Origin of the sequence: uncultured Thiohalocapsa sp., assembly GCF_913063425.1 — a bacterium.
GTDB lineage: Bacteria > Pseudomonadota > Gammaproteobacteria > Chromatiales > Chromatiaceae > Thiohalocapsa.
In genome coordinates this window covers 20,486-40,940 of sequence record NZ_CAJXYK010000007.1, presented here as the reverse complement: position 1 = coordinate 40,940, position 20,455 = coordinate 20,486, and the positions used below count along the sequence as shown (strand labels likewise).

The 20,455-nt window shown below is 69.1% G+C and carries 11 protein-coding genes; 5 read left to right on the top strand and 6 right to left on the bottom strand.

What is annotated here, in order from left to right; translation table 11 throughout:
* Positions 1-2 precede the first annotated feature (2 nt).
* Both QZ607_RS05255 and QZ607_RS05250 read left to right on the top strand, forming a co-directional pair.
* Positions 3-245 (top strand): aldehyde dehydrogenase family protein, encoded by a 243-nt coding sequence (locus QZ607_RS05255; RefSeq protein ID WP_295880692.1) that lies wholly within the window; start codon positions 3-5, stop codon positions 243-245.
* Between the two features lie 1,096 nt (positions 246-1,341).
* Entirely contained in the window at positions 1,342-4,689 is a 3,348-nt protein-coding gene (locus QZ607_RS05250; protein WP_295880446.1) for a hypothetical protein, read from the top strand.
* Between the two features lie 298 nt (positions 4,690-4,987).
* Here QZ607_RS05250 and QZ607_RS05245 read toward each other — a convergent pair whose 3' ends face one another.
* The 4 genes from QZ607_RS05245 to QZ607_RS05230 form a co-directional block, all read right to left on the bottom strand.
* A complete protein-coding gene (locus QZ607_RS05245) occupies positions 4,988-6,415 on the bottom strand; it encodes an ankyrin repeat domain-containing protein (protein ID WP_295880445.1) in 1,428 nt (475 codons plus the stop codon).
* 129 nt (positions 6,416-6,544) lie between these two features.
* Complete coding sequence (locus QZ607_RS05240) at positions 6,545-6,874, bottom strand: hypothetical protein (protein WP_295880443.1); 330 nt, start codon at positions 6,872-6,874, stop codon at positions 6,545-6,547.
* Positions 6,875-7,198: 324 nt separating this feature from the next.
* Positions 7,199-9,409, bottom strand: coding sequence for a hypothetical protein (locus QZ607_RS05235; RefSeq protein ID WP_295880440.1), 2,211 nt, complete (start codon positions 9,407-9,409; stop codon positions 7,199-7,201).
* A gap of 173 nt (positions 9,410-9,582) precedes the next feature.
* The gene (locus QZ607_RS05230) at positions 9,583-10,368 is read right to left on the bottom strand and encodes a hypothetical protein (protein ID WP_295880439.1); all 786 of its coding nucleotides are present in this window, start codon (positions 10,366-10,368) and stop codon (positions 9,583-9,585) included.
* A gap of 317 nt (positions 10,369-10,685) precedes the next feature.
* Here QZ607_RS05230 and gatB point away from each other — a divergent pair, with 317 nt between their 5' ends.
* Entirely contained in the window at positions 10,686-12,119 is a 1,434-nt protein-coding gene (gatB, locus tag QZ607_RS05225) for an Asp-tRNA(Asn)/Glu-tRNA(Gln) amidotransferase subunit GatB (RefSeq protein ID WP_295880436.1), read from the top strand.
* A gap of 12 nt (positions 12,120-12,131) precedes the next feature.
* On the opposite strand, the gene QZ607_RS05220 is transcribed toward gatB, so the two are convergent.
* A complete protein-coding gene (locus tag QZ607_RS05220) occupies positions 12,132-15,314 on the bottom strand; it encodes an EAL domain-containing protein (protein ID WP_295880434.1) in 3,183 nt (1,060 codons plus the stop codon).
* On the bottom strand, positions 15,311-16,177 hold the full coding sequence (locus tag QZ607_RS05215; RefSeq protein WP_295880431.1) for a PhnD/SsuA/transferrin family substrate-binding protein: 867 nt from the start codon (positions 16,175-16,177) through the stop codon (positions 15,311-15,313). Before QZ607_RS05215 ends, QZ607_RS05220 begins: the two co-directional genes overlap by 4 nt.
* A 502-nt stretch (positions 16,178-16,679) precedes the next feature.
* On the opposite strand from QZ607_RS05215, the gene QZ607_RS05210 reads away from it, so the two are divergent.
* Positions 16,680-19,847 (top strand): efflux RND transporter permease subunit, encoded by a 3,168-nt coding sequence (locus QZ607_RS05210; protein ID WP_295880428.1) that lies wholly within the window; start codon positions 16,680-16,682, stop codon positions 19,845-19,847.
* Positions 19,848-20,087: 240 nt separating this feature from the next.
* Positions 20,088-20,399 (top strand): hypothetical protein, encoded by a 312-nt coding sequence (locus QZ607_RS05205; protein WP_295880425.1) that lies wholly within the window; start codon positions 20,088-20,090, stop codon positions 20,397-20,399.
* Positions 20,400-20,455 lie beyond the last annotated feature (56 nt).

The window sequence follows — 20,455 nt, the reverse complement described above, 5'->3', positions numbered from 1 at the left end:
TCGTGCAACGGCTGGCTGATGCCTCGGCGCCGGTGGACCAGACCAGGTGGTACAACACCCTGTCGCTGCATGGCCGCGGCGTCTTCGCCTGCATCAGCCCTTGGAACTTTCCGCTGGCCATCTTCATGGGCCAAGTCACCGCGGCGCTCACGGCCCGAAAGACGCTGCGGCGCCCGCTGTCCCTGGCGGGCGGCCTGCTGCGCTTCCTGCGCGGTCGCAGCACGCGGCAACCACCTGCTCGCTGACGGCCACAGGCGGGACACGCCGGGATACCACGCGGCCCCCAAACGGACCCTGCGGAACAGTTCAAACGCCGCCGCGTCGCTCAGCGCGAAGACCTCACGCAGCGACAGCGAGCGGACTGCGGCGGAGATGCGGAAGCAGGTCTGCTGCTCCGGCATGGCCGCGTCCGCAACATGGGCAACGGCGCCCGGTATGCCGCCAACAGGGGCTCAGAACGCGAGCGCATGAGATGCCACGCGGTTGATTTAAAGGCTGTATGCGGCTACCGCATGGGCGGGCGCCCCAGCACCTGGCCCGGCTTGGGTAGTCGTAAGGGCGCGGTTTCTCCAGGAGTGCCGCCGACGGCACGACCTGCTCCATCTCGCCCACGCTGCGCTTGCAGCGCGTCACTTTCTTCTTGGCCAGAGGTTCGGCTTGGGCAAAGGCCAGTTGCTGCTGCTTGGTGGCGGCTTGCTGCCCGGAATCGAGCTCGGCTGTATAGTATTAAAGCTTACCGCGATACCCTTATTGATTTGGCAGTGAATAACCTGCATTTCAATAAGCCAAAGGATTCTCTTTTTTATAAGGCCTTCACTGAACATTTCGCTTGGTTGGAGCATGGACTTCGGGTCGCCCTGCTTGTTGACTCGGGTCAGTATCACAGCGTCTCGCCATGACTATGGTTGCCGTGATCCTTGGAGCCATATGCACGCAAGGGAATCAACGGCGCCATAGGGAAAACTCTGATCTCGCTCTTCATCGTCACGCCGCATCTTCGAGGCCATAGCGTCAGTTGCAGCCGCAGATGCGGGGGGCGCCATCAGGGAGGGCTCAGATCTGCTTTTTCCTGTGGCTTCGGCTTAAACACTGCTGAGCTGGCGTATCCCCTTCGTCAGATTCGCTTCGGGGTCTCGACGACTACCTGATGGTGGTTGTTCATCTGGCAGTATGCGTGACGGCGAAGGTCGAACCGGCTGCTGACGTCTGCCAACAGCGCCGGAAAAAGGTCTATCTTTAACCTGACCCGCCACGTGGAAAAGGTCCATCAGCGGCGGGGCCGGGATTCAGTTGGTCCCTCGCACTTAGTGTCGGACACCTCGATAACGGATGGAGAACGTCATGAAGCGTGACTTATTTCCTCGTAAAGGCCTGCTGGGCGCGGCGGCAATCCTGCTCATGGCCGTGCCACTGGCACTGGCACAGCAGGGCGGCGGAGGCGGCCCCGGGCCGGGCCCCGGCGGTGGTCAGGGAGGTCCGCCCGGCGGTGGCGAGCAGCCCGGAAGCCACGCGCAATACATCGCGTTCGACGAGGGCAGCGGCGAATACATCCTCACCCTCGACGGTGCCGAGGTGGCCCGCGTGCCCGAATACGACGTGGAGGTCAGCCTGTCCACGAAGCTCTGCGGCGTTTGTCACGAAGACGCCGTTGCGCAGCTCAAAAGCTCCGTTCACTTCAGCGTCCAGGGCGGCAATGCGCGCATCCTGTTCCCGGGCGGCGGCGCCCACGGCGCGCTGGACCGCGCCTGCGGCCTGCCCGGGACTACGGCGCTGATCAACTACAACAGCAACGTCAACCTCGGCGAGTGCGGCAAGTGCCACGTCGGGCGCTTCATTCCGCCCATGGGTGATGCGTTCACCAGCATGTTCATGCAGATGGGAATGCCCCAGGAGCTGGCCGCCACCAACGCGACCAATCTCGTCGACGGCGGTCTGGACTGTCTGATCTGCCATGCCGACCACTACCTGGCCGTGCGCGAGGACATCGACTGGACGCTCGGCGGCACGCTCGAGGTCGCCGGCTACGGCGCGCCCGGCGACGAGTCGCCCACGCCGGAGGGCTACGGCAAGCTCTCCCGTGACAACACCGACTACGATCACGATGGGCTACCCGACAAGCTGATCGACGTGACCGGTGACGGCGTGCCCGACATGGAACTGATGCAGGACCTCGACGGTGACGGCGTTCCGGAGACGCCCTGGCCCACCGTCGCCCAGGACCGCTCGGTCGAGGCGGTGCTGTCCGTCGGCAAAACCGACGAGCACGCTTGCCTGCGCTGCCACGAGCACGCCCGCACCGGCTACAAGCGCGGCACCCTGTTCCGGGTCGGCTACGACGCCCACGCCAACGTCTGCTTCCCGGACCCACGCCTGAGCGCTGACAACCCCAATTGCCCGGAGCACAATACCTGCACCGCGTGTCATGTGACGCTGGATGGCGACTACGACAACGACGGGCTGGACGACGTGCACAAGTTCGTGCGCGGACACTTGGTCGGCGGCGATCTGGCCGCGGCGGACTATCCTCCGCCGCCCCCGGGTGTAGCACCCGATCCGGAAGACCCGACCCACCTGACCTGTGTGCAGTGCCACAACCCGGACCAGTTGCCCCAGCGCGAGGCCAACGGCGTGCACGCGCAGACGCACCTGGACAAGATCGCCTGCGAGACCTGCCACATCACCCGCAGCGGCGGCATCACCTACTCGGTGTACGGTCACGGCGGCCACGTCTCCTTCGGCCGCAATACCGAGGGACAGGACACCAAGCTGATCACGCTCGATCACATGGTTGCCGAAGAGGACAACCCGCAGGACATCGATGCCGACTTCGAGGCCTTCCGGCTCAACCCGGTGCTGATGTGGTTCAACGGCTCGACCTCCTTCCTGGCACAGTCATTGGCCATCCGCGGGGCCGAGAACGCCAAAATCACCCCGTTCAAGCCGATGGCGAACGGCATGGTCATGGACGGGCGCTTCTTCAAAGGCGAATACCTGACCAACGAGGCGGACTTCCCGTATAACGCCTATTCGATGTACCGCTTCTTTGCGACGGCCGAGGACTGCACGAACCTGCAGCTGCCCGGCATGGAGCCCTTCGTCTGCAGCGACGACGGCAAGTACGGCAACGCGGAGGTCTTCTCGGCGCTGGGGCTGCTCGGTGACGTCTACGTCAATGACGAGGATGGCAATCCCACCATCCGCATCGTCCAGGGGCAGACGCCCGAGGAGGTCCGCACGACGATCCTCTGGAACCTCATGGACATGGACCGGCCGGACGTGCAGACCATGGCCATGATGCAGGTCTTCCCGAACCTGATGAACTTCAGCAAGACCGCCTACGGCTACGAGCACTATCTCGTGAGCTCGGCGCTGGCCGGATCCGATGCGGATCAGGACGGCAATGGCGTCATCGACGAGTTCGCGCCCTACCTGTTCAAGATGTTCGATGAGGAACCGATGTTTCCGAACGGTCCTCCAGGGGGCGCCGTCAACGCCGGCCTGATGGAGTTCACGGGCTTCAACCAGCCCATGTTCCTGCCGTCCACGTACAACTGGTACCCCTTCTTCGACGATGTGTCGAACGTCGCGACGATGAAGCTGCCCGACGGCAAGTTCATGAAGCTGTTCCTGAGCATGGGGCTCAACATGGAGTTGCAGGGGCAGGGCGTACCCGAAGACCAGATCCGGCAGATCATTGGTCAGTTGGTGGGCAATTACCCGGCCTTCTCCAACGGCGTCACGCTGGGCGGTCACGGCATCGTGCCGAACCCGCAGCAGAACGCATTGGGCAGCGGTGGACGCTTCGGCGGCGCTCAGGGCGGTGGCTGCGCACAATGCCACGTCGAGGGCGGCGTTCTGGATACGCAGGTGCCGGTGACCAAAGAGCAGTACGTGGAGACGCCCCTGGGCATGGCCGCGCTGCCGGTCTACAAGTGGAAGTACTACAACATCCACAAGCTCATCCACCTCGGTCTGAGCACCGATAACGAGGACATCGTCGCCGGCACGGCCGACATCGACATCGCCGGCGATGAGGATTATGTCCGCGAGAGCGACCAGGAGATGGTGCTGAACTGGTTCGAGCCGAGCATGTGCGAGGACGACGAGGACGCCGACGCGGACAACCCGGTGGTCTGCTTCCTGCCCGCCGACTCAGAGGCGGCCCTGGAAGGCACCGGCCTCGACGACGACGACCTGACCTGGGAGGCCGAGGAATGCGAGGACGAAGAGGAAGGCGAAGAGGACTGCGAGGTGCCCGAGTGGATGCCGGTACTGGAGCCCGTCACCAGCCCCGCGCCGAACTACGCCGTGCTCGGCTACCAGAAGGACGAGGTGATCTGGGATGCGGACGACCCGCGCATCAACCCGGGTCCGCCGCAGGGTGGTGATGAGGTCCCCGTCATCGAGGAGGCCGAATGGGACGTCGAAGGGGAACGCGGCAAGGCCCGTCGCGGTGAGCTGGAGGTCGAGGGCTCGGCCGCGCCGCGCGACCGCGTCGCGATCCTCAACGGGGTGACCGGTGACCAGCTCTTCTCGGTCCGCGCCGATCGCGACGACGGCGAGTTCGAGGCCGAGCGGCGGCTGCACGTCAAGCGCGTGCCCTGCACCGTCAAGGCGCAGGTAGGCGACCTGGTCAGTGAGGTCGTCGCGGTCGAGAACGCACCGGCGAACTGCGTCGGGACACCCTAGCCGGCCTGATCCACCGGCCGCCGGGCCGGTGGATCTCACTGCTCCGTCGCAACGCCTCCCGCTGCTGCTCCGGGACAGATCACACCTCTTGGGCGCCGCTCTGGACGCATGCGCGTGTCAGGGTGCGCGCTGCTTTCCGAGTTTGATGCTGCCTCGCCCCGGGCAGGGCCGCTTGGTTACAAGCGCAGGCGCCGGCACATGTGCCGGCGTCAGCGCTTGTCTGGTGGCCGCGGCGGGCGGGCAGCGGCCCATGAGGCCGCCTGCCGACCCCGCCGGGGCCCTCATTGGGGCACCGGGCTCACGGGAGTCGCTCCGATGCCGCGGATTGGTCGGGGGGCGTCGCTGCCGCGGGCGCATCACCGCCGAGCAGCGCCACCACCTGCGGGTGCGCGCGCTCGCGCGCCCAGGCGGCCGCAGACTTGCCGTGCTGATCCGTCAGGGCCGGGTCGGCGCCTGCGGCGAGCAGCGCCTGCACCACCTCGCGGTGACCCGCCGCTGCGGCAATGATGAGCGGCGTCACACCCTGGGCATTGGCGGCATCCACCGTGGCGCCGGCGGCCACCAGCATGGGCACGAGCCCGGCATGGCCGCGGCTGGCGCACCAGAAGAGCGCCGTGTTGCCGTCGCGGTCGCGCTGGTCCAGCCGGGCGCCGTGCGCGAGCAGCCGCGCCACGGCCTCGGCCTGGTTGGTCCAGGCGGCGCCCATCAGTGCCGTGAAGCCGCGACGGCCGTCCACGGCGCCGACGTCGGCGCCCGCCCCGAGCAGCAGATCCAGGATCGCCAAGTGGCCACCGCCTGCGGCCATCATCAGCGGCGTGATGTCGCGTCGGTCGCGGGCGTTGGCGTCGGCCCCGGCGGCCAGCAGGGCCGCCACCAGCCCAGCGTCGTCGTGCTCGACGGCGTGGAAGAGCGCTTGCCAGCCCTTCAGGTCCGCGCCGTCCGCCGGCGCCCCGCGGGTCAGCAGCAGTGCGGCGAGCGCGCCATGACCGTTGCGCGCCGCCGCCAGCACCGCGGTCTCGCCGTCCCGGGCCGCGGCTCCGGGATCGGCGCCGGCGGCGAGCAGCAGCTCCACCAAGGGCCGCTCGCCGGTGGCTGCCGCGACGATCAGCGGCGTGTAGCCGGTGCCGCCGGCGCGGTCGGGGTCCGCGCCCTGCGCCGTCAGCAGCCGCACGAGTCCGAGGTCACCGCGCCCGCTCGCAACCAGCAGCGGCGTCGCGCCGCTGTTGTCGGCGGCGTCGGCGTCGGCCCCGGCCGCCAGCAGGGCGTCCGCGGCGGTCGCGTTGCCGCGCAGGGCCGCCCAATGCAGGGCGGTCTTGCCCGTGACATCGCGCAGGTGGAGATCGGCGCCCGCCGCCAGCAACGGCGCCACCAGGGCTGCTTCGCCGGCCCCGATGGCGCTCATCAGCACGGTTCTGCCGCGCGCGTCCCGCACATTGACATCGTCCCCAGCGGCGAGGCGCGCCTTGACCTGCGCCGGGTCGCCATTGCGCACCGCCTGGCGCAGGGTCTGTGCCAGCTCGGGCGCAACCCGGGCGGCCGGGGCAACCGCGCCGGGTGCCCCGGCGCGCACGGCCGGCACCTGCAGTGCGGCGGCCAGCGTCAACGCGGCCGCGAGCCACCAGTACAGCGCCGGCACCGCGAGGCAGGCCGGTGTCGGCGGCAGCATCAGCCGCAGCCGCGGTGACGAAGACCGGGTGCCGGCGGCTCGGGGGTGCTCCTGTTGCATGGGCATCATGGGCTGTGGACTGTCGCTGGCTGGGAACACGGGTGCGCAGGGGCTCCTGTGGCCGGGGGAGACGCGGGGCTACCGCCTCCGCGGCACCCCGGGCGGCTGACCGTATTGGCGGTGGCCCGGTTACGCGTAAGGTCCACGGCCGCGCCAGCCGGGGCGGCCCACGCCATAGCCGCGGCGGGGCACCAGCAGACCCGTGACCGGATCCCGCCGCCGCCCGGCGGCGCTGCCCCGGTGGGGCGGCAGACCACGCAGCGGCGGTACAGCCGGGCGCCGCCAGGGATAGCCGAGCCCCGGCAGATCCAGATTGCGGCGCAGGTCATGGCCCGCGCCCGGCCCGTGGCCGAGGGGTGGACTCGCGCCGCTGCCGCGGTCGTCGGCCGGGAGCGGCGCAGCAAGCAGCACCACCGTCGCCGCGGCGGCGCCAACGAAGCGAATGCCTGAGCACAACATGACTTCGGCTCCAACCCCCGGCGGCCTAGCCGCCGGCAACAGGGTCCAGACGGGCCGCGGCGACGCACCCGGGGCACGTCGCCGGCGGCGGGTGCAGCGGTGAGCCGGCCCGCGGCCGGCCCTACCATGGCATCTGCGCTGTGCGGGGCCTCCCTGCCCCCGGCCCGGCGTCCATTGCCAAGGCCGCCCGGATCCGTCCTGCGTTGCCTCCTCTGCCTCCTCAATGACTGCACCTCCCTATGAAGTGGCCGGAGGCCGACGGCCCCCGGCCCGGCGGCCGGGCACTCCCACCCGGCCGGTGCCTGCGGCGTCAGCGGCGCAGGATCACTTGCGGTACGGGTAGACCAGGGTGGTCCCATCGGCGCTGTTGTTGTCCGCCACCGGGTCCACCAGGTCACCGCTTACCGTGACCTCCGCAGTCCAGGTGATGGAGGTGCCGATGTCCGGCGCGGTCCAGGAGAAGACCTCGCTGGTGCAGGCGCCGGAGGCCAGGCCGCTGAAGACGTGCGCGTAGCCCACCGTCGCAACACCCGGCACCAGAGACACACCGGTGAGGGAGACGACGCCGGCGGCCTCGGCGGGGCCGTTGTTGCAGGCCTCCACGGTGATGTCCTTCACCCGCGCATCCGGCTGCTGACCGGAGACCTTGAGCGGCACGGTCAGCTGCGTCATGGCCATGTCCGCCTCGTCCGCTGGCGCGGGCACCTCGCCCTCGTACTCCAGCACCAGCTGGGCGTTGTAGAGGAAGGTCGGCTTGCGATCGCCCTTGACATAAATGAGCAGGTCGAAGTCCTCGCTCATCGGCGCGCCGAGGGTGGTGATCTTGCGGATGTCGCCGTTGTCGTTGATCTCATCGACGATCTCGATGAAGTCGTTCGCGTCGGCGTCCACCCAGCCCCTGCTGGAGGCGAGCGGCGACGGGCCGCCTTCCGCCTCGTCCCAGTCGAGCATGTTGAGCACGGTGACCGTGGGCGCGCCCACCTCGTACTTGATCAGCCCACGCGAGAACGGCGGCGGCGTGCACGCCTCTTCCAAACCCGCGGTGGTGGGGATCTCCAGCCCGGGCAGGTTCTGCCCGAACTTGTTCGGCTTCAGGCGCCAGCGCGGGCCGGAGAACAGCGGGGCGTCGGCCGGCACATTGGTGCAGAGCGCCGCATAGGCCGGGTCCTCGATGGGGCCCGGGCAGCCGCGGTAATCGACGGTGCGCGTCTGCTCGTCCAGGTCATCGGTGATGACCGCGTAGGACCACTCGAAGGGCTCACGGTCGATGGTGGTGAACCAGGCGTTGGTGAGGCCCTCGGTAAGGTCTTCGGAGAAGGCATAGGGAGGGTCCACCGGATCGGTCCCGGGCATGGCATCGGGGTCCAGCGCGAAGGGCCCATTCTTGAGGAAGGTGCCGACGCCCAGCACCGTCGGGTCGCTGGTGCCATCCTCCGTATCGATCAGGTCACCGTCGCCCTCGTAGCAGAGCTTGGTGGAGCGCCAGATCTCGTCCTCCGTGCCCAGGTTCTCAATGACATGGTCCGGCAGCACGCCGATGGCGGCCTCGTTCTCCAGGTCCTCCGGGCGCACCTGGTCGTTGGGGTTATTGGTGATGGTGTGGTTGATGACGAGCCAGGCCTTGGTGACCTCGTAGTCCGGCAGCTCACCGGTGACGGGGTCCGGGGTCTTCCACTCCTCCGGCAGCGTCAGGCGTGCATAGACCCGCAGGTCGTTCGGGCGCTTGATCAGCGCACCCCAGCGGTACAGGGGCTTGCCGTCATCCTTCAGGGTCAGCGAATAGTCGCTGCTGACGGCGATGTCGTTGACCACCGAGGTGTTGTCGTTCGGCGCCATCTGCGCACCGGGCGTCGCGTCCACCAGCCGCTCCGTCGGCGTGCTGTTGGCCAGGATCAGCAGCTCGTCGTCGAGCGCGGTGGTGCCGCAGTCAACGGACAGGGTGCCTGCGGACAGGGTGCCCTGATCACCGCTGATGGGGTCGGCATAGAAGTACGGCACCACCTCGTGGCAGGTGGTGACGTGCTCCATCACGGTGTAATGCTCCGTCGAGCACTTCACCGAGTTGCCGCCCAGGCCCTGACACCAGGTGCCGAGCGGGGGCGGCACCTTGTAGCGGTCGGTGACGGCGTTGGAGAGCGCCAGTCCGGAGCCGTCGGGCAGATTGCCGACCCAGCCCTCGCCGTAGTCGCCGTCGCGCACCTTTGCCTCGGCGCCGACGAAATTGACGACGTAGAAGCCGTATTCGCTGTCCACCGGGTACAGGGTCACGCCGCTGCGGTCGGTGAAGGGTTGTGCGGCGCCGGCGGGACACTCGGTCTCCGCGCTGTCCGGCAGGCCGCAGATGATGGACTTGTCGACGACGACGCCGCCGTCGCCATAGGTGGAGCCGTCGAAGCCGCCCAAGACGTCATCGACAGAAAAGACATGCAGGTTCGACTGGTAGGCCGCCGCGGGCGGGGCGACCGCGAGGCCGCCGGCGATGGTCATGGCAATGGCGGCGGCGGTTGTGGTGGGGCGCAATCTTGCCGGGTTCATCTTGGCTGCTCCGTCAGGGTGAATGACCGCCAGGCTTTTCCCCGCTCACCGGCTGCTCCCGTCGGTGCTCGGTCGGCGTGGTCGGTCCGTTTTGGGCGCGGGACTCCGAGTTGTTGCTCCTGCTGCTGTATGGTTTTTTCGCTTGCGGGCGTCTCCGTGCACCCGCGTCGGGGTCAGACCGGTCCGGGCGCAGCGCGCCGGCGACCGCGGCGCACCAGGGTGAGCCCCAGCAGCCCGCCGCCGAGCAGGGCGAGGGTCGCCGGCACGGGTGCCCCGGTGGGCTCGTCGAGCTCCGTGGAGAGGGCGAATCCGTCCACCGCCACGTCCACGAAGAAGCCGACCGCGGCGCCGGGTGCCACCGTGGTGTTGCCCTGCAGGCTGTCGAAGGCGCCGTCGGTGCCGGCGGTCACGAGCTCCAGGAGCTCATCCACCAGGGTGGTCTGCAGGCCGGTGCCGAAGTCGATGGTGCCGAACAGCACCTGCGCCGAAGCACCGACGGCGTCGAAGGTGGGATCATCCAGCAGCGCGAAGACGTCGGCGCTGTAGTCGAACAGGTAGTCGAGGTTTGCGATTTCCGGACCCGTGTTCCGGAAGGTGAGTGACGTGGAGCTGCTCACCGCCGCGAAGGCGGATGAGACTCCCGTGGCGGACGGCAGCGCCTCACCCGAGACGCCGGCGTCCTGCAGCGTGAAATCGTCAAATGCCAGCACCGTGTCCGCGATGACCTGCGCACTCGCATTGCCGATCGTGATCGAGTCGGCCGTGTCGTCATCGATGCTGCCGCCGAGGGGGATGACCCCGGCCCCCGGGATGACCGTAAGCGAGGCGAAGCCCAAGGCGTTGAAGGACGCGGCCCCGAGGGCAATGCCCGGCAGCGTGGACAACAGCGCAACGCAAAGTGTGGCCGCGGCGACCCCGCGCAGCGCCTGGCTGCCGGACGAAAATCGAAGAAGCGTCATAGCTTTTCCTATTGATTACAAAGGTTCATGACAAGCATGTTTCGGATTCGAGCGGTGGTTACCCGAACACGAATAAGGCTAGCTGGAAAGTCACCTAGTGCGATCAGGGAAAAGCTGAGTCGACGAAGGGTGTACATCGTAATCACGACGTGTGCTGACAAGACGCAGGTCATCGCGGGCTTCGTGGCGCACGAATTCCGGGCTGGTGGGGTGCCGGCGTGGAGCCGCCCGGTGACGCCGTGCGGTGGATTGCGGGATACTGGGCTCGCCGGCGCAGCCGCCGCCGGCCCCGGCACAACCGCAGACGACAAAGCACCATGCAGTGGGAACCCGTGATCGGGCTGGAGATTCACACCCAGCTCGCGACTGAATCCAAGATCTTCTCCGGCGCCGCCACCGCCTTCGGCGCCGCGCCCAACACCCAGGCCTGCGCCGTGGACCTGGGCTTCCCCGGCGTGCTGCCGGTGCTGAACCGGGGCGCGGTGGAGCGGGCGGTGCGGTTCGGCCGCGCCATCGGGGCCGACATCGCCCCGCGCTCGGTGTTCGCGCGCAAGAATTACTTCTATCCCGACCTGCCGAAGGGCTACCAGATCAGCCAGTACGAGCTGCCCATCGTCGGCCGCGGCAGCATCGAGATCGTGCTGGACAACGGCAGCGTGAAGATCATCGGCATCACCCGCGCCCACCTGGAGGAGGACGCCGGCAAGTCCCTGCACGAGGATTTCCACGGGATGACGGGCATCGACCTCAACCGCGCCGGCACGCCGCTGCTGGAGATCGTCTCGGAGCCCGACATGCGCTCACCGGCAGAGGCCGTAGCCTACGCGCGCAAGATCCACCAGCTGGTGCGCTGGATCGGCATCAGCGACGGCAACATGCAGGAGGGCTCCTTCCGCGTGGATGCCAACATCTCCCTGCGCCCGCTGGGGGAGGAGACCCTCGGCACTCGCGCGGAGCTCAAGAACATCAACTCCTTCCGCTTCCTGCAGAAGGCGCTGGAGCTCGAGATCGAGCGCCAGACGGACATCCTGGAGGACGGCGGCAGGGTCATCCAGGAGACCCGGCTGTACGACGCCGCCAAGGACGAGACCCGCTCCATGCGCACCAAGGAGGAGGCCAACGACTACCGCTACTTCCCGGACCCGGACCTGCTGCCGGTGGAGCTGGACGACGCCTTCATCCACCAGGCCACCGCCGATCTGCCGGAGCTGCCGGATGCCATGCGGCACCGCTTCATGGAGACCTGCGGGCTCAACGACTACGACGCCGCCCTGCTGACCTCAAGCCTCGCCACAGCGGGCTATTTCGAGGAGGTCGCCGGCAGCTGCGGCGACGCCAAGCAGGCCGCCAACTGGATCACCGGCGCGCTGGCGGCAGCGCTCAACAAGGCCGATCTCGACATCGCCGAGAGCCCGGTGACCGCGGCGGACCTCGCAGGGCTCATCCGCCGCATCCAGGACAACACCATCTCCGGCAAGCTCGCCAAGCAGGTGTTCGAGGCCATGTGGGCCGGCGAGGGCGACGCCGATGCCGTCATCGCAGCGAAGGGCCTCAAGCAGATCACCGACACCGGCGCCATCGAGGCGATGATCGACGCCATCATCCAGGCCAACCCACAGCAGGTGGAGCAGTACCGCGCCGGCAAGGAGAAGGTGCTCGGATTCTTCGTCGGACAGGTGATGAAGCAGAGCCAGGGCAAGGCGAACCCGCAGCAGGTCAACGCCCTGCTGAGGGAGAAGCTGAAGGGTTGAGACCGGCCGGTCTCAGGACGCCGCCGGCAGCCGCTGCACCCGCGCCCCCGGGGCGGTGTGGCTCAGCAGGCGCTTCAGCTGCGCCGTGTAGGGCTGCTCGCGCAGCAGCGCCGTGATCTCGGCTGCGGGCAATGGGCGGCTGAAGTAGTAGCCCTGCGCCGCATCACAGCCGGTGCGCAGCAGGAAGCGCAGCTGCGCCTCGGTCTCGACACCCTCCGCCAGCGCGCGCTTGCCGAGCGTCTTGGTCATGGCGACGATGGTGCGGATCATGGCGCGATCACTGTCATCCTGCTCGATGTCGGCGACGAAGCTGCGATCGATCTTGAGCGTCGCCACCGGCAGCTGCTTGAGCCGCGCCAGTGACGACTCGCCCGTACCGAAGTCGTCGATGGACAGCTCGAAGCCCGCCGCCACCAGCCGGCGCCACAGGGCCGAGGTCTCGAGGTCGTCGCCCATACCCGTCTCCAGGATCTCCAGCTCCAGATCCTCCGCGGCGATGCCCGCCTCGCCCACCGTCTGCAGCAGCAGCCCCTCCAGCGCCAGCGGCCGGCAGACGCCGAGGTCCAGGTTCACCGACACCCGGCCGAGCTGGAGCCCCGCCACGCGCCAGGCGCGGCACTGCCGGGCCACCTCGTGCAGCACCCACTCGGTGAGCGGCTGCATCAGGCCGGCGTCGCGGGCCACGTCCAGGAAGGCACCGGGCGCGAGCAGGCCCTCCTGCGGGTGCGCCCAGCGCAGCAGCGCCTCCAGGCCCACCACTCGGCCGTCGCTGAGGGAGACCTTCGGCTGATGGTGCACGCGCAGCCGGTCGCCGGCCAAGGCCTCGCGCAGCGCCGCCTCCAGGTCGAAGCGTCGGCGCGCCTCGTCCGCCATGGCCTTGGTGAAGTAGCGGTAGCCGTCGCGCCCCTGCTGCTTGGCCAGATACATGGCCGCGTCCGCGTGCTTGAGCAGGGTGGCGGCGTCGTCGCCGTCGTCCGGGAACATGGCGATGCCGATGCTCGCGGTGACGTGCAGGTGCCGACCCTCCAGCAGCAAGGGCCGGCGCACCGCCGCCAGCAGCTGATGGGCAATGCGTGCCGGCGTGGTGCGCGCGTCGATGGCTTCCAGCAGCAGCACATACTCGTCACCGCCCAGCCGCGCCGCCTCGTCCTGCGGGCGCAGTATGCCGCCGACGCGCCGCCCGATCTCCTGCAGCAGTGCGTCACCGCTGACATGGCCCAGGGTATCGTTGATGCGCTTGAAGCGGTCCAGGTCCAGGTACAAGAGCGCCAGGGCATCCCCCGCGCCGCGGGCCCGGTGCAGCGCGTGGCGCAGCGTCTCCATGAAGGCCCCGCGATTGTAGAGGCCGGTCAGCTGGTCATGGTAGGCGAGCCGGCGCAGCCGCTCCGCGCTGGCGCGCTGCTCGGTGATGTCCGAAAAGACGCTGACATAGCCCAGCACGGAGCCGCCCGGGCCGAGCACGGCGTTGATCCTGAGCCATTCCGGGTAGATCTCACCGTTCTTGCGCCGGTTCCAGATCTCGCCCTCCCAGCGCCCGGTGCCCAGCAGCTCCCGCCACAGGGCCGCATAGAAGCGCACATCGTGCCGGCCGGACTGGAGCAGGCGCGGGTTACGCCCCAGCACTTCCGCCTCCTCGTAGCCCGTGATCTCGGTGAAGGCCTGGTTCACCGCCTGGATGTCGGCATCGGCATCCGTGACCACCACGGCCTCCGCCAGGTTGCGGAAGGCGACGTTCACCCGGCGCAGTCGCTCCTGTGCCTCGCGCTCCGCGCTGATGTCACGGAACAGCACGATGCTCCCGGCCAGGGCGTCTTCCTCGCGCAGGGGCGAGGCCACCAACGAGACCTCCACCCGAGAGCCGTCACGCCGCTGAAAGGTCTCGGCATCACTGCGATAGACCCGGCCCCGGGCGGGCTCGGTGCGCACCGGACAGAGATCCTCGGGCAGCTGCTCGCCGCCGCTGTCGACGTGGAAGCAGGTGTGGGCATTGCAGCCCAGCAGCTCCTGGCGCTGGAACCCGAGCAATGCGCAGGCGGCGGCATTGATATGGACGATGCGCCCGCGCGGGTCCAGCACATAGAGTCCCTCGCCCATATGCTCGGTGATGGTGCGCAGGCGCTGCCGCGAGGCGAGCCAGCGCCGCAGCGCACCGGCTGCGGCCACCAGCAGCAGACTGCCGACAGCGAAGGCCGCCAGGTACTGCCCGCGCAGGGCGTCCAGCGCAGGCGCCGGTCGGTAGGCGACGAGCCAGCCGGCCGCGCGCCCGGCGCTGTCGGTTACCGCCAGCAGCACCGCCTTGGCGCAGGCGCCGACACCGGCACAGGTCTGGAGCGCCAGGGACCGACCCTCCACGACGGCCCGCCGCACCGCCGCCATGCCGCCGAGGCGCTCATCGATGGCCGCCGTGGGCAGCGCCGGCTCCGGCGCGGGCTCCGGCGCCCCGGCCTGCACACGGGCCGTCGGCCGCGCGACGACCAGGCCCGGCGCCAGCGCCACCGGATCGAACAGGGCCAGCGCACTGGGATGGGCCACCTGTGCCAAGAGATCGCGCCGCAGGACGAGCCGGGTCACATCGGCGCCGGTCCTGTCGGCCTGGCGCAGCCCATGCGCCAGGGCCTGGAACGACAGGCCATAATCGGCGATCATCACCAGTCGGCCATCCGCATGCACCGGCAGTGCACCGCGATAGGCCGGAAAGGGGCGGCCGTGCTCGAAGCCCAGCGCCGGCGTTTGATGCCGCAGCGCCCGCGCGAGCAGAGGGCGTTCGGCGGCAATCTCATCCCCCACCAGATCCGGGCGATTGAAGCGCAGAAAGGCCCGCCCGTCCGGCGTCACCAGCGACAGCTCGGGGATGTCGCTGTCGCGCAGCAGCAGGTAAGTGGGGTACAGCAACCGGTAGAGCTCGCCGCGCACGCGCCGGCGCTCGTCCACCAGCTGCTCCGGCGGCAGCCCGTCCAGATCGGCGAGCCGCAACAGCAGCGCCCGCACCGGCGGGCGCTCCACCGACTGGCGATGCAGTGCCGTCACCAGACTGCGGAAGACCTCGACGCCGTCCGCATAGCGGCGCTCCAGCTCGGCGCGGTGCAGATCCAGCAGGTGGTCCGCCTCGTGGCGGTACATGCGCCACAGCCCCCAACCCAGCAGCACCTCCGCCGCAGCGAAGGCGGCCAGCGTGAGCAGCGTCGCCCGCCTCACGGCGGCAGCCCCAAGCCTGGCAGCGTCAGCGGCAGCCGCTCCAGCGCCGCGTCCACACAGCTGTAGTCGCAGCGCGCCGGCGGCACGACACCGTGGCGGATCTGCTCGCCCCAGCCCGCGGTGATCGCCGGCAGCTCCGGCTGCCGCTCCGGGTCGAGCCCCCGCACCGCCCGACGCAGCCGCGCCAGCACCGGCGCGGCGAGGGTCGCGCCATTGGCCACCAGCGCAAAGCCCGGGTAGGGCTCGCTCTCGGCAATGATGTCGAGGTCGAGGTGGCGGTAGCGGCGGGCGATATCCGTCTTGACACTCGCCACGTCGAAGTCGCCGCGGACGACACCCAGCGCCGCCTGCGCATGGCTGCCCGCAAAGGCGAAGCGGTTGCCGTCGCCCCGCAGGCTGCGGCCCGCGGCGGTGAGCATTTCGGATGCGGCGAACGGCCCACAGGTGGAATAGGGCTGGGGCAGGCCGATGCGCAGTCCCCGCACCGCCCCGGGCCGCAGCCGGGCGCCGGTGCGGGCCACCAGCGCGCAGGTGTAGGCCGCGGCGCCATCGGCCTCGCGGAAGCAGCCGAGCGGCTCGGCCTGCGTATGGCTGCGCGCCAGGACGGCGTAGGGCACCGGCCCCAGGTAGGCCAGATCCAGGCTGCCGTCGCGGAAGCCGCGCAGGATGTCGGCGTAGTCGTCGTGGGCCACCCAGCTGAGCCCCGCGCCCGCGGCAGCGGCCAGATAGTCCGCGAGCCCGCGGAACTGCTCGTGGACGACGCGGTGGTCCTCCAGCGGCAGCGGCGCAAAGCGCAGTGGCGCCGCCGTGCCCGGGATGGCCAGGACACTGAGCACCGACAGCAGCAGCACACGCCAGCCCATCGTGGATATCCTCCATGGGGGTAGCACCCTGGACGGCTGCGACAGCATCCACCCCCCAGGCCGCCAGGGTGTTTGCGAGCGCCTGCCCGGACCCGCGGCAAGACATGGCGTCAGCGTCCCCGACTCGATCTCAGCCTGCAGTTTAATCCGTGCGGAACACTTGGAATTGACGCACCTCAAGGCTTGTATCCGATCACCGGAAACCCTGGTGGATTAACGGACATTGACAGCCTTGACAAGACAGGCATTCCTATGAAGCTGAAGCGGCTGCGCTGTGCCATTGTTCCGACCTCCAACCACGTCCCATGATGCCCTGCCGCCCGTCGCGGACGCAGGCCACGCGCCATCCCTGAGAGCGCCGCGGCAGACACACACGACCACCCCTGACAAGCCCACGCCGCCTGCGCCATGATGGCAGCCGCAGCGGTGCCCACGCCCGGCCCGCGCGGGCGCTGCGCCGACATCTCCCCATCGACCCCCGGCCCCGAGCCGCGCTGCACGCATGATCCGCTACTTTGCCCACCATCCCACCGCCGCCAATATGCTGATGGTGCTGTTCCTGGCGCTGGGGCTGGTGAGCCTGCCGCAGCTGAAGCGTGAGACCTTCCCGGACTTCGCGGCGTCCGAGGTGCAGGTGCAGGTGCCCTACCCCGGCGCCGCCGCGGAGGACATCGAGAACGCCATCTGCCGGCCGCTGGAGGATGCCGTCACCGGCATCGCGGACCTGCACGAGGTGCGCTGCGAGGCCCGCGAAGGCATGGCCACCGCAGTCGCCGAGATGACCGAGGGGGCGGACTTCGCGCGCTTTCTCGATGACGTCAAGACCGAAGTGGACGGCATCGACAGCTTCCCCGAGGACATCGAGACCATCGTCATCACCCAGCTCGGGCGCATGGACCCGGTGGTGTCCATCGCCATCACCGGCCCGATGGCGGACCGCGACCTCAAGGCCTATGCCGAGCAGGTGAAGGACCGGCTGCGGGCGCGGCCCGAGGTGTCGCAGGTGACGGTGCAGGGCTTCGCGGACAGCCAGTTCCACATCGCCCTGCGCCGGGAGACGCTGCTGGCCTATGGGCTGAGCGTCGACGCGGTCATGCGCGCGGTGGCCGACCAGGGGCTGGACCTGCCGGCGGGCAGCATCGAGAGCCGCGACCGGGAGGTGCTGATCCGCTTCGACGACGAGCGCCAGAGCGTGCAGGCGCTGGAGGACCTGGTGGTGGTGGGCGCCGCCGCCGGCGGCGAGGTGCGCCTCGGCGAGCTGGCAACGGTCACCGACCGCTTCGAGGACCCGGAAGTACGCATCGAATTCGACGGCCGCCGCGCCGCCGTGCTCCGGGTCACCAAGACCAAGCAGCAGGATACCCTGGACGTGATGGCGGCGGTGCAGGCCTTCCTGGATGCGCAGCGCGCCATGGCGCCGCCCGGTGTGCGCTTCCAGCTGACGCAGAACGTCAGCTCCATCGTCGAGGACCGACTGACCATGCTCGCCACCAACGGGCTTCAGGGCCTGGTGCTGGTGTTCCTGGCCATGGCCTTGTTCTTCCGGCTGCGCTTTGCGTTCTGGGTGGCCATGGGGCTGCCGGTGGCCTTTCTCGGTGCGCTCTTCTTCATGGGTGTGCTGGGGTTGTCCGTGAACATGATCAGCATGGTTGCGCTGTTGATTGCGCTCGGCCTGCTCATGGACGACGCCATCGTCATCGCCGAGAACATCGCCACCAAGCTGGCCCAGGGCCAGGACGCCATGACCGCCGCCGTGGACGGCACCGCCCAGGTGGCGCCCGGCGTCATCGCGTCGTTTCTCACCACCGTGGCCGTGTTCGGGCCGCTCGCCTTTCTGTCCGGCGACATCGGCAAGGTGCTCAAAGTGCTGCCCGTGGTGCTGATCCTGGTGTTGGCGGTGAGCCTGGTGGAGGCCTTCCTGATCCTGCCGCGGCACCTGGGCCATGCGCTCACGGGCCACGAGCGCGATGCACCGCCGCGCTGGCGGGTGCGCTTCGAACAGGGCATCGACTGGTTTCGCGAGCGCGTGGTGGGCCGGGCCGTGGACGGCGCCATGGCGAGTCGCTACCTCTTCCTCGGCGCTGTCGTGGCGCTGCTCATTGTCACGCTGGCGCTGATGGCCGCCGGCCTGGTCAAGTTCCGGGCCTTTCCGGACATCGAGGGCGACGTCATGGAGGCGCGCATCCTGCTGCCCCAGGGCACGCCGCTCTCTCGCACCGAGGCCGTCGTCGAGCGCATCACCGCAGCCCTTGCGGAGGTCAACGCCGAATTCACACCCGAGCAGCCGGCGGGTCCGGGCGGCGAGCCGGAGCCCCTGGTGCAGCAGGTGAGCGTGCACTACAACACCAACGCCGACGCCTTCGAATCCGGCCCCCATGTCGCCACCGTCAGCGCCGACCTGCTGACCGCGGAGCGCCGCACCGGCAGCATGCAGGACTACCTCAACCGCTGGCGGGTCCTCACCGGCCCGGTGGCGGACGTCATCAGTGTCACCTTCACCGAGCCCACCATCGGCCCCGCCGGGCGCGACCTGGAGATTCGCCTGTCGGGCGACGACCTGGACCGGCTCAAGGCCGCGGCGGTGGCGCTTCAGGACTGGCTCGCCAGCTATGCGGGCGTGCAGGACATGACCGATGACCTGCGCCCCGGCAAGCCCGAGGTGGCGCTGCGGCTCAAGGATGGCGCCACCTCGCTGGGCGTGACCGCGGCCATGGTGGCACGGCAGGTGCGCGATGCGTTTCAGGGTGCGCAGGCGCGGGAGATCCAGGTGGGGCGGGAGTCCTACGAGGTGGAGGTGGGCCTCGCCGACCCGGACCGCACCAGCCTGCGCGATCTGCTGGACTTCCGGATTCAGCTCCCCGCCGGTGCCCAGGTGCCGGTGAGCGCCGTCGCCGACCTGACCGAGTCCCGCGGCTATGCGCGCATCCAGCGCATCGACGGGCGGCGCACCATCACCGTCTACGGCCAGGTGGACGCGGCGACCACCAACGCTGCGCAAATCGTCGCCGACACCCGCGCGCGCTTCATCCCGGACCTGCAACAGCGCTTCCCGGACGTGGACTTCGGCTTCGAGGGCCAGGCGCGGGAGTCGGCGGCGACGGGCGGCTCCATGCTGCGCGGCTTCGGCCTGGGGCTGCTCGGCGTCTTCCTGCTGCTGGCCTTTCTGTTCAGATCCTGGCTGGAGCCCTTCGCCGTCATGGCGGCCATTCCGCTCGCGCTCGTCGGCGTGGTAACGGGCCACCTGCTCATGGGCCTGGAGCTGTCCATGCCGAGCATCATGGGCTTCGTGTCGCTGTCCGGCATCGTCGTCAACGATTCCATCCTGCTGGTGGAGTTCCTGAAGATCCGCGTGCGCCAGGGCATGTCCGTGCCGGAGGCCGCCCGCCGCGCCAGCCGCGAGCGCTTCCGCGCCGTGCTGCTCACCTCCGTGACCACCATCGCCGGCCTGCTGCCGCTGCTCGCCGAGCGCAGCCTCCAGGCCCAGGTGCTGATCCCGCTCGCCACCAGCATCGTCTTCGGCCTGCTCGCCTCCACCCTGCTGGTGCTGTTCGTGGTGCCGGCGCTGTTCGCCGTGTTCGACGACCTCGGCTGGACCTCGCGGGAGAAGATCCTGGCGGAGGAAGACGACGGCCGCCGACCGCCCCGCGTGGGTTATCTTGGTGCACCCTGAAGCTCGGGCCCTGACCATGACTGTGCCCATGCGCGCGCAAGCCCTGCGTAGACAGGGCTTCCGGCCCTGATGGTGTCAGGCCGGAATGGCCTGACGACGTAATCAGCGGCCCAAGTGGTCGGCGTTATGAGCAAGGCGGAAGCCCGCGGGGCCAACAACCCCCGCACAGCCAAACTTGAGCCCCGACTTCCACATGCGCCGGACCACCAGACACATCTCCGCACGGACATCGGCACCATCATGAAAGGCCAAATCTCTCTGCCGCTCATGGCTGATCCGGACGCCACCGCGCCCGCCGACAAAACCGCAGACACCGTTGCCGAAACAGCCCGCTGCGCGACGAGCGAGCACCTGAGGACGCCGGCGTGGCTCACGGAGTTACGCGAGCGGGAGATTGCCCTCTGGCAAGCCGCGGTGGATGCCGCCGCGGGCTTCAACACACAGGGCCTGTCGGACCGCGCCGTCTGTGTCCAAGCCGACGCACGCACCTGGCTGGATCTGATCCCCGACAATTCGATCCATGCCGTGGTCACCGACCCACCCTCCCATTGAAAAGGCAAATAGAATATGTCTATCTTCATCTCCGCCTCGGCAGCAGTCGCAGGCAG